Source organism: Streptomyces sp. D2-8 (genome assembly GCF_023184515.1).
Lineage (GTDB): Bacteria > Actinomycetota > Actinomycetes > Streptomycetales > Streptomycetaceae > Streptomyces.
In genome coordinates, this window is record NZ_JAAHBP010000025.1 from 1 (window position 1) to 12,755 (window position 12,755).

Annotated in this window: 17 protein-coding genes; 11 read left to right on the top strand and 6 right to left on the bottom strand. The window is 67.4% G+C overall.

Annotation, left to right across the window (positions count from 1 at the left end):
• Positions 1 to 215: 215 nt before the first annotated feature.
• Positions 216 to 539: a DUF1883 domain-containing protein gene (locus G3I77_RS41325; protein ID WP_374387844.1), complete on the bottom strand. Its 324-nt coding sequence runs from the start codon at positions 537 to 539 to the stop codon at positions 216 to 218.
• A 704-nt stretch (positions 540 to 1,243) separates the two neighbouring features.
• On the opposite strand from G3I77_RS41325, the gene G3I77_RS33830 reads away from it, so the two are divergent.
• Positions 1,244 to 2,242 (top strand): hypothetical protein, encoded by a 999-nt coding sequence (locus G3I77_RS33830; RefSeq protein WP_248509955.1) that lies wholly within the window; start codon positions 1,244 to 1,246, stop codon positions 2,240 to 2,242.
• 312 nt (positions 2,243 to 2,554) lie between these two features.
• Here the strand turns inward: G3I77_RS33830 and G3I77_RS33835 are convergent, their stop codons facing one another.
• The 5 genes from G3I77_RS33835 to G3I77_RS33855 form a co-directional block, all read right to left on the bottom strand.
• Complete coding sequence (locus G3I77_RS33835; RefSeq protein ID WP_248509956.1) at positions 2,555 to 2,770, bottom strand: cytochrome c-type biogenesis protein CcmH; 216 nt, start codon at positions 2,768 to 2,770, stop codon at positions 2,555 to 2,557.
• Between the two features lie 462 nt (positions 2,771 to 3,232).
• Entirely contained in the window at positions 3,233 to 3,610 is a 378-nt protein-coding gene (locus tag G3I77_RS33840) for a hypothetical protein (RefSeq protein WP_248509963.1), read from the bottom strand.
• A complete protein-coding gene (locus tag G3I77_RS33845; RefSeq protein ID WP_308311435.1) occupies positions 3,607 to 3,849 on the bottom strand; it encodes a hypothetical protein in 243 nt (80 codons plus the stop codon). The genes G3I77_RS33840 and G3I77_RS33845 overlap by 4 nt, the downstream gene beginning before the upstream one ends.
• Positions 3,850 to 3,947: 98 nt before the next feature.
• Complete coding sequence (locus tag G3I77_RS33850; protein ID WP_248509967.1) at positions 3,948 to 4,379, bottom strand: ATP-binding protein; 432 nt, start codon at positions 4,377 to 4,379, stop codon at positions 3,948 to 3,950.
• Positions 4,380 to 4,425: 46 nt separating this feature from the next.
• Entirely contained in the window at positions 4,426 to 4,833 is a 408-nt protein-coding gene (locus G3I77_RS33855) for an NUDIX hydrolase (protein ID WP_248510252.1), read from the bottom strand.
• 107 nt (positions 4,834 to 4,940) lie between these two features.
• Here G3I77_RS33855 and G3I77_RS33860 point away from each other — a divergent pair, with 107 nt between their 5' ends.
• The 10 genes from G3I77_RS33860 to xerC all read left to right on the top strand — a co-directional run bounded on the left by G3I77_RS33860 (position 4,941) and on the right by xerC (position 11,836).
• Positions 4,941 to 5,726, top strand: coding sequence for a GntR family transcriptional regulator (locus G3I77_RS33860; protein ID WP_101279784.1), 786 nt, complete (start codon positions 4,941 to 4,943; stop codon positions 5,724 to 5,726).
• A 156-nt stretch (positions 5,727 to 5,882) separates the two neighbouring features.
• On the top strand, positions 5,883 to 6,239 hold the full coding sequence (locus G3I77_RS33865; RefSeq protein ID WP_248509969.1) for a hypothetical protein: 357 nt from the start codon (positions 5,883 to 5,885) through the stop codon (positions 6,237 to 6,239).
• On the top strand, positions 6,239 to 7,615 hold the full coding sequence (locus tag G3I77_RS33870) for an FtsK/SpoIIIE domain-containing protein (RefSeq protein WP_248509976.1): 1,377 nt from the start codon (positions 6,239 to 6,241) through the stop codon (positions 7,613 to 7,615). Before G3I77_RS33865 ends, G3I77_RS33870 begins: the two co-directional genes overlap by 1 nt.
• Positions 7,616 to 7,703: 88 nt before the next feature.
• Positions 7,704 to 8,363 carry a DUF2637 domain-containing protein gene (locus tag G3I77_RS33875; RefSeq protein ID WP_248509978.1) on the top strand — a complete coding sequence of 220 codons (660 nt, stop codon included), beginning with the start codon at positions 7,704 to 7,706 and terminating at the stop codon, positions 8,361 to 8,363.
• Positions 8,364 to 8,375: 12 nt separating this feature from the next.
• Positions 8,376 to 8,567 carry a mobile element transfer protein gene (locus G3I77_RS33880; RefSeq protein ID WP_248509980.1) on the top strand — a complete coding sequence of 64 codons (192 nt, stop codon included), beginning with the start codon at positions 8,376 to 8,378 and terminating at the stop codon, positions 8,565 to 8,567.
• Between the two features lie 15 nt (positions 8,568 to 8,582).
• Positions 8,583 to 8,777: a hypothetical protein gene (locus tag G3I77_RS33885; RefSeq protein WP_248509981.1), complete on the top strand. Its 195-nt coding sequence runs from the start codon at positions 8,583 to 8,585 to the stop codon at positions 8,775 to 8,777.
• A 25-nt stretch (positions 8,778 to 8,802) separates the two neighbouring features.
• On the top strand, positions 8,803 to 9,048 hold the full coding sequence (locus G3I77_RS33890) for a SpdD protein (protein ID WP_248509983.1): 246 nt from the start codon (positions 8,803 to 8,805) through the stop codon (positions 9,046 to 9,048).
• A gap of 151 nt (positions 9,049 to 9,199) precedes the next feature.
• The gene (locus G3I77_RS33895) at positions 9,200 to 10,495 is read left to right on the top strand and encodes a replication initiator (RefSeq protein WP_248509985.1); all 1,296 of its coding nucleotides are present in this window, start codon (positions 9,200 to 9,202) and stop codon (positions 10,493 to 10,495) included.
• Positions 10,488 to 10,670, top strand: coding sequence for a helix-turn-helix domain-containing protein (locus G3I77_RS33900; RefSeq protein WP_248509987.1), 183 nt, complete (start codon positions 10,488 to 10,490; stop codon positions 10,668 to 10,670). The genes G3I77_RS33895 and G3I77_RS33900 overlap by 8 nt, the downstream gene beginning before the upstream one ends.
• Positions 10,670 to 11,836, top strand: a complete 1,167-nt coding sequence (xerC, locus tag G3I77_RS33905; protein WP_248509990.1) for a tyrosine recombinase XerC — start codon at positions 10,670 to 10,672, stop codon at positions 11,834 to 11,836. The genes G3I77_RS33900 and xerC overlap by 1 nt, the downstream gene beginning before the upstream one ends.
• The last annotated feature ends 919 nt before the right edge of the window (positions 11,837 to 12,755 follow it).

Genomic DNA, 12,755 nt, shown 5'->3' on the forward strand with positions numbered 1-12,755 from the left:
GTCTCCGACGGCACCTCCCGGGCCCGGTGACACCACCCCCCAGGTCATCCGTTCGACAGGGGGCAACAGTCATGGCGGGCCCGGAGGCCAGCGGTCCCGTTGCGGAACCGCGGAAAACATAACGGGGGCTCCACCTGGACAGAAGCGCTGATGCGGCCAGGGCAACCACCGGGGTCGACGGCGACGATCCAGTGCCCGCTATTGGGGATGGTGACCTAGAGGGGAGAGCGAGAGCGAGTGACGCTGCCACCGAGGGCCCGGTACCTCTTTCCCGACTTGTAACTGCTGTACGCGCTGCGGGTCATCACGTGCACGTTGGCCTTGTTGCGCACGGCGACGATGACCCTGGAGCCCTTCTTGAGGTTGCCGAGTCTTTGTACAGGTGGTCCACGAGCTCTCCTAGGGGACGCGCGGTACAGCACGTACCAGCCTAAGGACGAGCGCTGACAGCCAGGGGTTCGCAGAACCAAGGCCAGCGCCGATTGCTTCACCGCCGTGGCGCTGGCTACCCGCTTGCGGAGACGGCTTCCTCGGTCCACCTCCTCCTGGGAGTCGGATGCCGAGCTTGGGCTCCCAGGATGGCCCCCTGAACCAGCCAGGGGCCCGACCCGCGATGCGGATCAGGCCCCTGACCTGGTACTTCACTGTCGGGGTGGCGGGATTTGAACCCACGACCTCTTCGTCCCGAAGCAACTCCGGTAGGCGTGGTGCCTTGGGAGGGCGTGCCGTTCACCTGTGCTGATGGTCCGCAGACGTCCGCGCTCGTCCGGCGTTGTTCGTCGGCGTTGTTCGTCGGCGTTGTTCGTCGGCGTTGTCACGCAGTTAGACACTCACCGGATGCGCGGATCAGCGCACGTCAGCTCAGTTCTCCGGGTGCAGGCATAACCCATCCAGTGTGGCAGATCAACTCCGGTTGCCCAGGCCAGAGTGGGGTGGGGGTGGTCACCTGCGGGTGCCGACTGTCAGCGTTGGTCGGCCTCGCACGGCCCAGGGACGGCCCAGGGGGCTCCGCGGTCGCATCGCTGCTTTGTAAGCCTGGTGGCGTAAGGCGGAATACGCGGTCCGCCCCTGCGACATCCGGGAGTCACGACTGCGGCTGTCGTCATAGACCGTGGTTGACCGCTCGATGTGGCACGAACGGTGCGACAGCGTACAGGCACTCAGTGTCATTCTTCGCAGACAGACCACAACGTCAGCAAGACGCCGATACGATCTCAGTCCGTTATCGGCGAGGGAGTGTCGCTTGATTCTGCGCGAATTTCTGTACGTAGACACCGATAAGGTCCGGGCCATGCTCGCCCAGCTCGATGGTGGAGTGGCGGAAGAGGAGCGAGAAACAAGCAGTCAGGAAAAGCGGTACACAGTAGGCCCGAGGAGCGTTGCCCAGCACCTGCAAGTCGCTGGAAGTGAGCGCTACACGCAAAAATCTCTCGGCGACGCCATCTTCCCCACACTGGAAGAAGCACTGGAGTCGGAAGGTCTACTCCGAGACATTTCGGAGGAAGCAGCAGACCATTCTCAATGGAATTCCGGCGGCCTGGAGCGAATCGCACCGCCAGGTTCACTCGTGCGTATCACGGCAATGGGGTCACTCTTTGACACTCGATACGCTGCTAGCGTTTTCTCAGCGTATGCTTCAGTAGCCCTCGGGCTGCAGGGAATCGGGGTCGACCTAACAGATGCGCCTAAGAAAACTCCGCCAGGCAAGGGGAAGTCGGGACACCAGGGGCCTCGGCCCAAGCCTGGCCAGGTGCAGCCTGAACGACAGCTAGAAGACGCCATCGTAGACTTCCAAGGCCCTGGCGGTGTAGACGGCAATTCCCTCCGCTCGATTATCCGCATGGCCAGAGGAATCTTTGCGCCTGGACTACATATCAACCTCTCCCCGGTTGATTCGGGAAACGTGTTGATCGGGTCTCGGTTGCAAGAAGGGCGACAGTATCTGGACACCGAGGCAGACATCCTCTTCGCGCGGTACGGAACGGAGCCACAAGAATGGACCCTTGTCGGCAGCGTGGGGAGCTACGGCCCCAAAGATACGACAGTTCCGGATTTCAATTTCTTCAACCCTGACGGGTCCGTAGATAGAGGGAAGTTCGCAAACAGCATCAATGGACTCATGAAGCATTTGGGGGGCATGGGATTTATCGATCTGCCCCAGCATCCCGGATTTTCGCTGATCCCTTTCGCTGCTTACCGTACGATTCCACGCAGTTCCAGCATCGTCGCTCTGCGCGAGTAACAGGTCGGCGGAGCGGCTTTGGGCTGGAGTTTCAATGACCGAGTCAAGCGCCACTACCAGGTCCTGGAGCACCTGTTTGGAAGACCGCGTAACCGGACCTGGGCTGAGCTGGCGAGACGCTGAGCTGGAGGTTCTTGTGCCGCTTGCCGTGGATCCCCGTTGTTCCCCGCTGGCTGCCGCACGGTCGGGCACGCAGGGGGCACGTGTGCCCCTCTGCCGCTCTGCCAGTCGCAGGGTGGCCCAGATCCGGCGCAGGGTCCAGGTGGGCGCTCACGGGAGCAGCGAGCGCCTCGCCTCACGGCCTGTCTGCAACTAGCGGCGGTGGGGATCGCGCACGGTTGGCATGTAGCCGTTCACTGCCCCAGTTCCGTAGGTCACTCGATCGTTCTGTGCCTGTAACCGCCGTGCTTGCTCGATGAGGAGCCCGTCGGCGTTCTCCGTCTTGCTGTTTTGTCGTCGCAGGAGTACGAAGATCAAAGCCAGCGCTGTCACCAGGAACAGGCCGAACAGGATGCCTAGCTCGATCATGAGAGAGAGTCCCCCTATGTGTGCGTTGCCGGTACGGAACCAGTCAGGTTAGTGATCGACCCGATGGCTGTGCAGGTGCATCCTTCCCTCCAGGCTCGGTCATCACGCAACGTGACCTGTTAGCCAGCCACGTGATCGGCGGAGCGACTTTGGCCGGGAGCTGCTTTGGGGCGAGTGATCATGGCCCCGTAAGCTTCCGGCGAGTCGGGCAGTCTGTGGACCTGCCCGTTAAAGCACGACGTTGGGGCCATGATCTTAGAGGCTCGCCCCAAAGTGGCTGGCTAAAGTCGCGGAGTCGATCACCCCAGCCACAGAGGGTTTCTCCCCCCTTCATGCCCGCAGCCGTCGAGCGCGCCGCCGGGCGCGGCCAGCCGGGGCGCAGACAGGAGGCAGGCCGCGCCGCAGAGGCGGCGCGCGCCCGCGCCGTGCGCGGGCACTTGAACCAGTAGAGAAGGTTGTAACTCAGTCGGTCGACTGAGGCTTGAAGGTATGTGCGCACGCTGGAAGTTCAGCGCTCTGCCGGTGTGCAAGCGGCAGGAAGAGCGCTGGCCGGATGGTCCAAGTGATGTGGGTGCCGGCGTGCGTGATGGTCACCGTGCAAGGCTCCGAGCGCAGCAGGGCCCTTCGGGTCTTGGCACGTTCTTCGTGCAGCCATGCCCATGCTTCGTCTGACGCGTCAGTGTCGAGTGCCGGTGAGATGGTGCGGAGAGCGATGGCCACCCATCGATCCGCCTGGGGTGCGGAGTACGCGTCGAACGAGGCCAGGAGCGCCGGCCGTTCGGTAGCGCTGACGTCCTGGGTCCAGCATTCGCACCAGTAGCCGCGGGCGGGCCTGTTCATGAGGTCGCTCCCACCGGGTAGGCCAGCAGCACGTAGCGGGTGCTGTCGTCGTGGAGGGTGAACTGGTAGCCCGTGCCGCTGGTCATGTAGGCGAGGGCTCGTTCGTGCTCGGCCTCGTCTGTCAGCCAGTGCAGGCCCGGTTGTGCGTATGCGGCGTCGAGCTGGTCAGTGATGTGCTGCGTGCGTTCTCGTAACCAGCGCAGGGCGAGACGCGGGCTTGTGGTGTCGTGTGATCCCAAGGCGATGGAACGGGCTTCGTTCACCGGGTAGGCGGCGGCTCGGCACTGGTAGGGGAGAGGTTGGCTCCCCGGCCTCGGCGTCACGGGAGGGGCGGACGTCAGCATGGACGCCCTCCCGCCTGTCCGGCCTCGGTGAACAGCTCCGCGGTGACCGTGTAGCCGCCGCAGCTGTCGTAGACGACGACCCGGTGTGCGATCGCGCTGACCATGTCCAGGCCCCGGCCGTGTTCGGCCTGGGCGTCCTGGTGCTCGACCTTCGGGGCTGTTCCGGTGCCGCCCTCGTCCGTGACCGACAGAGCGACCACCTGCGGGGAAACCGCGAGTGCCAGATGGAAGCTGCCCGACTGAGTGCCGCTGGCGGTGTGGAGGATCGCGTTCGCGCTCAGCTCGCTCACGATCAGCTCGGCGTCATCGGCCAGGGGAGATCCGCGCAGGATGTCCCGCGTCCAGCGGCGGGCCCGGCTGACCTCTTCCGGGAAACCTGGGCAAGACAGTCCCCAGACCCGGGCTGTACTCGTATACTCGTGCATACAAGTTCCTTCGTGCTGGTAGGCCGCCATGTGCAGCGGGTTCGGGCTAGACGAGTTTCACGCCGTCGTGGGCGCGGATGGCCGGCGGGGACGCCGCGTCGAGTGCGTCAAGGATGCGGATCGCGTAGGCCTCGTCGGCGAGTTCGATGACTTCTTCGCGGGTGGCCCAGCGCAGTGCGCGGGTCTCGTCCCCAGTGGTGGGTGTGCCGTCGGCTGCCTGGCAGCGGAAGACCATGGAGACGATCAGGCCCGTCATGTTCTTGTAGACGCCGGTCAGGGTCGCAGGAAGCTCGATCTTGATGCCGGTCTCTTCGAGAACTTCACGCTGGAGGGCCTCAGGGATGGTTTCCTCACGTTCGAGGACGCCGCCCGGGGGCTCCCAGTGACCGTTGTCGCGGCGCTTGATCAGCAGGGCCCGGCCTTGGTCATCGACGATGACCCCGGCGACGCTCACGGAGTGCGGGCGTTCTGTGCTCACGTTCCTCGGCCCTCTCGGCTGACTAGGCTCTCCACCGTAGCAACAACACTCGCCCACTCGTCTAGATACCTAAAGGAGTACGCGTGACGTCTCTACCGAGCATTCTCGGCGGCCTCGACCCGACCAGTGATCGTGCGGTCTTCCGGCAGATCGCCGACCAGCTGCGCGAGGCCATCGACCGTGGGCGATTCAAGGAGGGGGAGAAGCTGCCCTCCGAGGCTGAGCTGGTCGAGCACTACGGCGTTTCCCGGATGACGGTCCGCAACTCCTTCTCAGTCCTCCAGGGCGAGGGCCTGGTGCACGCCGAGCACGGCAAGGGCGTCTTCGTCCGGCCCCGGCCCCCTGTCCGGCGTCTCGCCTCGGACCGGTTCGCTCGACGCCACCGCGAGCAGGGAAAGTCCGCGTTCATCGTGGAGGCCGACGCCGCCGGCAGTCACCCGAAGGTGGACAGTCTGGAGGTCAAGGAGGAGAAGGCCAGTCAGGACATCTCCACTCGCCTCGGCTCCGTGCGGCGCGTGCTCGCCCGGCGTCGCCGGTACCTCCTCGACGGACGGCCGGTCGAGTTCGCCACCTCCTACCTGCCGCTCGACATCGCCCGCGGTACGCAGATCGCCGAGCCGAATCCCGGCCCCGGCGGTATCTACGCCCGACTCGAGGAACTGGGCCACCAGCTCGACCACTTCGAGGAGGAGATCCGGGCCCGGATGCCCTCGCCGTCCGAGGTGAAGACGCTGCAACTGGCTTCCGGCGTGCCGGTGATCCACCTGATCCGCACCGCCTTCGACACGGCTGGGCGGGCTGTGGAGGTCTGCGACACGGTCATGGCTGCGGACGCCTACGTCCTCTCTTACCAGCTCCCGGCGAACTGATCGGCGGTGCGCGAGGCCACCTTCCCGGACTCGTACACCCCGACACGCATACTCGTATAGACGAGTGGGCAAGTGGTGTGGCAGAGTGGTCGACGTTCCCGGCGTCGCCGGGTTCGAAGACTGCATCTTGTCTAGACGAGTAGATAGGAAGAAGCCTTGCGCACCATCCGTGTGGAGACCTCGGCCGCGACGATCCTGCTGACTGAGGCGCCCGAGCCCAAGGTCCGCGACCGGCAGACGGGCGAGATTGCCAAGGACGCCGTCAGTGGTGAGGCACTGATGACGGTCGGCGTCGTCTACATCGAGGAGGGGGAGTCGTCCCTGATCAAGGTGACCGTTCCGGAGAGCGGGGTGTCGGAGGGGCTCGTCCTCGGTGCCCCGGTCTCTCTGCCGGGCCTGGTCGCCCGGCCCTGGGAGAGCGTCTTCAACGGGCAGCAGCGCCACGGCATCGCATTCCGGGCCGCCGCCGTCACTCCGGCCTCCTTCCCGGCCGCTGTGGGAGCCACGGCCTGATGACCGACCTGACGACGCTTCTGGAGGTGGGTGGTCCCGTCGCCGCGCTCGGCGGTGGGGCCGCCTACGCCCGGGCCAAGCACCCTCGGGTCTACTGGTCCACAGTCGGCTTACCGATATCCACGGTCCGGCTGCTCAGCTCCTACGGCTCGGTCATGGAAGCCTGCGGCCTGACCGTGGCGCCCTCCAGGCTGCGGGTCCTGGCGGTCAAGGCCACCACCCGCCGTGAGGTCCGGCCCGTGCCGCCGCGTCGGGGGATCATCCGGCCGACCTCGACCGGGCTGCGGGTCCGCCTGCGGCTTGCCCCGGGCCAGGAGCCCGCCGACGTGGCTGCCTCCGCCGAACGGCTGCGGCACGCCTGGGGAGTCCACGCTGTCTACGTGACCACCGTCAAGCCGGGGGTGGTCGAACTGCGGCTGGTCGGCTTCGACGTACTGCGGAAGGTTCGTATGCCCAGCAAGCTCCACCCGGACCTGCTGCGGGTGCCGGTCGCGCTGCGGGAGGACGCCACTCCGTTCGTACGCGACTACCGCACCGTGCCGCACCAACTCACCCTCGGCGCCACGCTGTCCGGCAAGTCCATGTACCTGCGGCACCTCGTCGCCGGCCTCGCCCGTCAGCCCGTCGCCCTGGTCGGCATCGACTGCAAACGGGGCGTGGAACTGGCGCCCTTCGCTCTGCGCCTGTCGGCGCTCGCCACCGACCCGGAGCAGGCCGCCGAGCTGCTGCCCGTGCTCATCAAGGAAATGGAGGACCGATATGACCTGATCAAGGCCCGGCAGGGCATCGCGTCGAGCACTCCGGACGAGAAGATCACCTCCGACATCTGGGGCCTGCCCGAGCATGAACGCCCGGTGCCTGTCGTGCTGTTCGTCGACGAGGTGGCAGAACTGTTCCTGGTTGCCACGAAGAAGGACGAGGAACGCCGGGACGAGATGGTCACGCAGCTTATCCGCCTCGCCCAGCTCGGCCGGGCCGCCGGCATCTACCTGGAGGTCTGCGGGCAGCGCTTCGGCGCCGAACTCGGCAAGGGCGCGACCATGCTGCGGGCCCAGTTGACCGGCCGCGTCTGCCACCGCGTCAACGACGAAGCCTCCGCGAAGATGGCGCTCGGCGACATCGCCCCCGAGGCGGTCTCCGCCGCCTGCGCCATCGCTCCCGAACGGCCGGGCCTCGCCGTTGCCGGTGACACCTCCGGCGGTTGGTCCCGCATCCGCACGCCGTACCTCTCCCTCGGCGCCACCGCCGACGCCTGCCGTGAGTGGGCCCACCTGGTCCCCGACCTGCCCGCACTCAAGCCCTTCCGGCCCGACGTGCCCGTATCGCCCGCAGAGGCACTGGGCCCGGTCGTGCGGCCCCAACCGGTGACCGACTGACCCGGGCCTGCATTTAGCTCCGGTCGGCGTGACCGTCTCACGCCAAGCCCCTACCCCTCCCATGCCTGAATCCGGAAGGAGCCGCAGCATGCGTGCCCACCTGGCCCGCGTCGACGCGGTGCTCGTCCAAGCGGTCATCGCCGCCGCGCTGTCCTTCGCCCACCTGCACGACGTCGCCTCGGCGGCCGGACAGGACGGGTGGAAGGCGTGGGCCTACCCGATCAGCGTTGACCTGCTGCTCGTCGCTGCCTGGCGCCGACTGCGCTCCGGGGAGGCGAAAGCGGCCGGGTGGTGCTGGTTCCTGATCGCCCTCGCCGCATCCTTGGGCGCGAACGTTGCTACCGCCGGACTGCTCGACCTCGACCACGTACCGGCCTGGCTCCGCATCCTTGTCGCGGGCTGGCCCGCGGTCGCCTTCCTCGGCGGCACTCTCCTCGTCCACTCCCCACCAGCCTCGCACGACGAGACCAGTGACGCCGTGGACGGAGAGACGTTCCAGCACATCGAGGACCAGGAGGACGAGCCCGACCCCGCACCGGAACCCCCGACGCCTCCGGCAGCCGAGCCGGCACCGGCTCAGCCTCCAGCCCCGTCGCCCGTCGCCGTCCCGGCCGCCCTGGTCGAGCACGCCCGGAAAGTCGCCGCCGAGCACCACGCCCGCACCGGAACGGCCATCGACACCCCGACCCTGCGCGCCCGCCTCGGCGTTCCGCCGCCCATGGCCGACGCCATCGCCGCCCAGCTCTGAGAGGAGACCTACGTGAGCACCAACCGCCGTTTCCGCTCCGTCACTCGCATCGGTCCCGTCCAAGTCGGCACGTACTACGACGGTCGCGGCCGGGAGAAGCACACCGCCGCCTGCACGGCTCCGCGCTGCGGTTTCTCCGCCGACTACGACAGCCGCGCCGCCGCAGAGCTGGCCGCCCGTACCCACCGCTGCCCCGTCCGCTGAAAGGACCTGGAAACCGTGACTGTCAGCCTGCCGCTCGTCGTCGTCCTCGGCTTCTTCGCCTGGGGAGCGGTCAAGTTTCTCGGCGTCCGCACGTGGATCATCGTCCTGATCGCCCTCTTCGGCTTCTGGCTCTCGCACACGTTCATGGCCCCGGCCATCGAGTCCGGCACGCGCTCCGGCGTGGACATCGTCAACGGCTCACATGACTAGACGAGTAGGTAAGGAGAGCTTCGCTGTGTTCCTGCCCAAGTACCCCGACAGCCCGACACCGCCGCCCGCGCACCCCCACACCGTGGCCGACCAGACACCCGCCCGGCGTCCCGCCCCTCAGATCTCCGTCAGCACGGGAGCGGTTGCGGCCGTCCTCGTCGGCGGCGTCGTGCTGACCGCGCTCCTGGCCGCCGTCGCCGTCACGGCCATCTCCGTGGCCGTCGCCGCCGTGGTCCTGCGCTCGATGCTCCGCGACCAGCACCGCCACTGACCCACCAGACCCCCGGGGCGGCCTCGATACCGCCAAGCATCCGCCGCCCCGGGGCCCTCTCCCTCCAGCCGAACCAGAAGGAGAAGCCATCATCACCCGCGCCACTCCGCCCCCGCTCCACGAACTCGGCGAACTGGCCGCCCTGGGCACCATGCCCGCACTCCTGCGCCAGCTCGCCGGCCTCGGCGGCTGCACCCACCCGATCCGCCTCGACGGCCACCGCACCGAGTACGACATGAACACCCGCACCGGCGAGATCGGCAACGTCCTCCACCACCTCGACTCCACCAGCCTCCCGGCCGGTCACCTCCTGGTCCGCTGCAACAACCGCCGCACAACCCGCTGCGCGGCCTGCGCCGAGGTCTACCGCCGCGACACCTTCCACCTGATCACCTCCGGACTGCGCGGCGGCAAGGGCGTCCCCGAACACGTCGCCGCCCACCCGCGCGTCTTCGCCACCTTCACCGCACCCAGCTTCGGCCCCGTCCACAACCGCCCCACCGGCCCGGCCCGTTCGGTCCGCCGCTGTCGCTGCGGCACGCTCCACGACCAGGACGACCCCGCACTCGGCACCCCGCTCGACCCGGACACCTACGACTACGAAGCAGCCGTGCTCTGGAACGCCCACGCCGGTCCGCTGTGGCGGCGCTTCTCGACCTACCTGCGCCGAGAGGTCGCCAAGCGCGCCGGACTGACTCAGCGGGCCTTCCGCGAGCACGCCCGGGTGTCCTTCGCCAAGGTCGCCGAGTACCAAAAGCGCGGAGCCGTCCACTTCCACGCCGTCCTCCGCATCGACGGCCCCGAGGGCGGCAACACCCCACCACCTGCCTGGGCCACCGCCGAGCTGCTGACCGACGCCATCCAGGCCGCCACCGCCGCCGCTCGCGTGGACGGCCCGGTCATCGACGGCCGCGCGCATACCTTCACCTTCGGCCGTCAGCTCGACGTGCGCACCATCCGCTCGGTCGACTTCGACGGCGGCCAGGAACTGACCGAACGAGCCGTCGCCGCGTACATCGCGAAGTACGCCACCAAGGGCGCCGAGACCGCCACGGGAGCCCTGGACCGGCCGCTGAAGTTCCTCGCCGAACTCGCCCAGCTCGACATCAGCGACCACGCCCGCCAGCTCATCCGTACCGCCTGGACCCTGGGTGCCCGTAAGGCTCTCGAGCACCTCCGCCTGCGTGCCTGGGCCCACATGCTCGGCTTCCGCGGCCACTTCTCCACCAAGTCCCGCCGCTACTCCACCACCCTCGGCGCCCTCCGCGACGCCCGCGCCGAATGGCGCCGCGCACAAGCCGCCTCAGCCGCCGAGACCGAGCCGGACACGACCCTCGTCCTCGCGCATTGGGTCTACGCCGGAACCGGCCTCACCGACGCCGAAGCCTGGCTCGCCGAAACTCTCGAACCCGCCCCCGGAACGGAAGGAGAACCCACCCGTGCGTGACGACGAACTGCTCACCGTTGCCGAGGTGATGGCCCGTCTCAGGCTCGGCCGGTCCACGGTGTACGACCTGATCCGTACGGGGCAGCTGACCTCGGTCACCATCGGCCGATGCCGGCGCATCCCTGCTATCGCTCTGCGTGACTTCATCGCGGGTCAGATGGAGCGTGCGGCCTGATGACCAAGCGTCGGAGCCGCGGGGATGGTGGCCTGCACTGGGATGAGAAGCGGCAACGCTGGATCGCCACGGCGAACCTCGGCTTCGATCCGAGCGGCAAGCGGATCGTCAAGCGGGGGAGTGGCAAGACCAAGACGGAGGCGAAGAACAAGCTCAAGGAGGTGTTGCGGGACCACGAGGACGGCCTCGCGATCGCGCCCACCAACTACACGGTCAAGGACGCGGTGACGGACTGGCTCACCTACGGCCTGGCCGGTCTCGACCCGCGCACCGTCGAGACCACGACGCTGCTGAGCCAGAAGCACGTCATCCCGTCACTCGGCGCGCGCAAGCTCCGCGACCTCAGCGCGGAGGACGTAGACCGCTGGCTGGCCGCCAAGGCGAGAACGCTCAGCACGCGCACTCTGCAGGCGATCCACTCCTGCCTCAACCGCGCGGTCAAGCGGGCCATGGCCCGGGACAAGGTGAAGCCGAACGTCGTCGAGCTGTGCTCGGTGCCTCAAGGGCAAGCCGGGCGCCCCTCCAAGGCGCTCACCTTCGCTCAGGCCGAGGCCGTCCTCAAGGGTGCCGAGGGGACCTCCATGTACGCGTACATCGTCGTTGCCCTGCTGACGGGTGCCCGTACCGAGGAGCTGCGGGCGCTCACCTGGGACCACGTCTTCCTCAAGGGCAAGCCGGACGCCGACCCGCCGCAGCCTCCGCATATCGCGGTGTGGCGGTCGGTCCGGCGGAGCGGGGACACCAAGACCCGCAAGTCCCGGCGCACGCTCGCCCTGCCGGCGCGCTGCGTCGAAGCCCTCTGGCAGCAATTCGAAGATCAGGGCTGGGATCGGCTCGCCGCCGACGACAAGTGGGAGGAACACGGGCTCGTCTTCTCCTCAGCAGTGGGCAAGCCGCTCGACGCGGCCAATGTTCGCCGCGCCTTCCGCCAGGCGCTCAAGGACGTCGACGGGGTCAACGCCGATGAGTGGACGCCTCGGGAGCTGCGGCACAGCTTCGTATCCCTGCTGTCCGACCGTGGCGTACCGCTGGAAGTGATCTCCCGGCTCGTCGGGCACTCCGGGACGGCCGTGACCGAGGAGGTCTACCGGAAGCAGATCCGGCCTGTCATCCAGACCGGCGCCGTCGTCATGGACGGCATCTTCGGTGCTGGTCCGAAGCAGTAGACACAAAGCGATCAGGGGCCACCCACCGACATCGGTGGGTGGCCCCTGCGCTACATCTCTCATCACGGCACGGTAAGAATCGCGGGATCGGTGCCTGTAACCCGTACACACGACCGAGTGAATTGAGGCTGCGGATCGCTCCGCAAGACCACTCGTAGGACGTCGTTGGAACCGCTAAACGGCCAGCTCAGAGCCTTGTGATCCCTTGTGCGACTCCTCCAAAGAAGCGCTTTTGGAGGCGGTGGCGCCGATGGGCGCACCAGGTCAAGCTCTACGGCAACGCGGCGCCGAAGTAGTGCCGCTTGAACGAAGGGCCGGTTCCCGGTGTCCATCGACATCAGCAGACTCGTTCCCCACGAACGCTCTGAGGTGACGCGTGCAGTTGCGGCGCAAAAGGGGCTTAGCTATGCGGCTCTCTGCGCGCGGCGGGCTCTGGCGCCGAGTCCTGGCGAATGGGGTTTGCTCCACTGCACTGCAGGTCCCGAACGGACGCGCGTGACGTTGGCGACGAGCGACATGAGCTATCACCGTCTCCTTGTGCGTGCTTTCGACGGTCCGCGAGATCCCGCCGATACCTGCCTCCCGTCGACTTGGTCCAGTCGCTATGCCTACGGCAGGTATGGATGGCCGGGCGACTGGGATCCCGACTCGCCTGGTGATCCGATTCCGTGGCTCCCGGTCGGCGTAGGCGACCTGCGGGAAGTGGGACGCGCGCATGGGTTCCTCTTCAGTCACACGGGCCCTCAGGTCATTGAGGTGTCCTTCCAGGCAACCCCTGAAGGGAATCGCTGGTCTCTTCTGGACATGGACAGGTTCTCTCTGCCTGCCGGATACGGCGATTTGTTGGTCATCGACCCCAACCAGACCAGGATCGATTGGATAGCCGCACGCGGCGTGGCTGTCTATCCGGGGTGGCCGA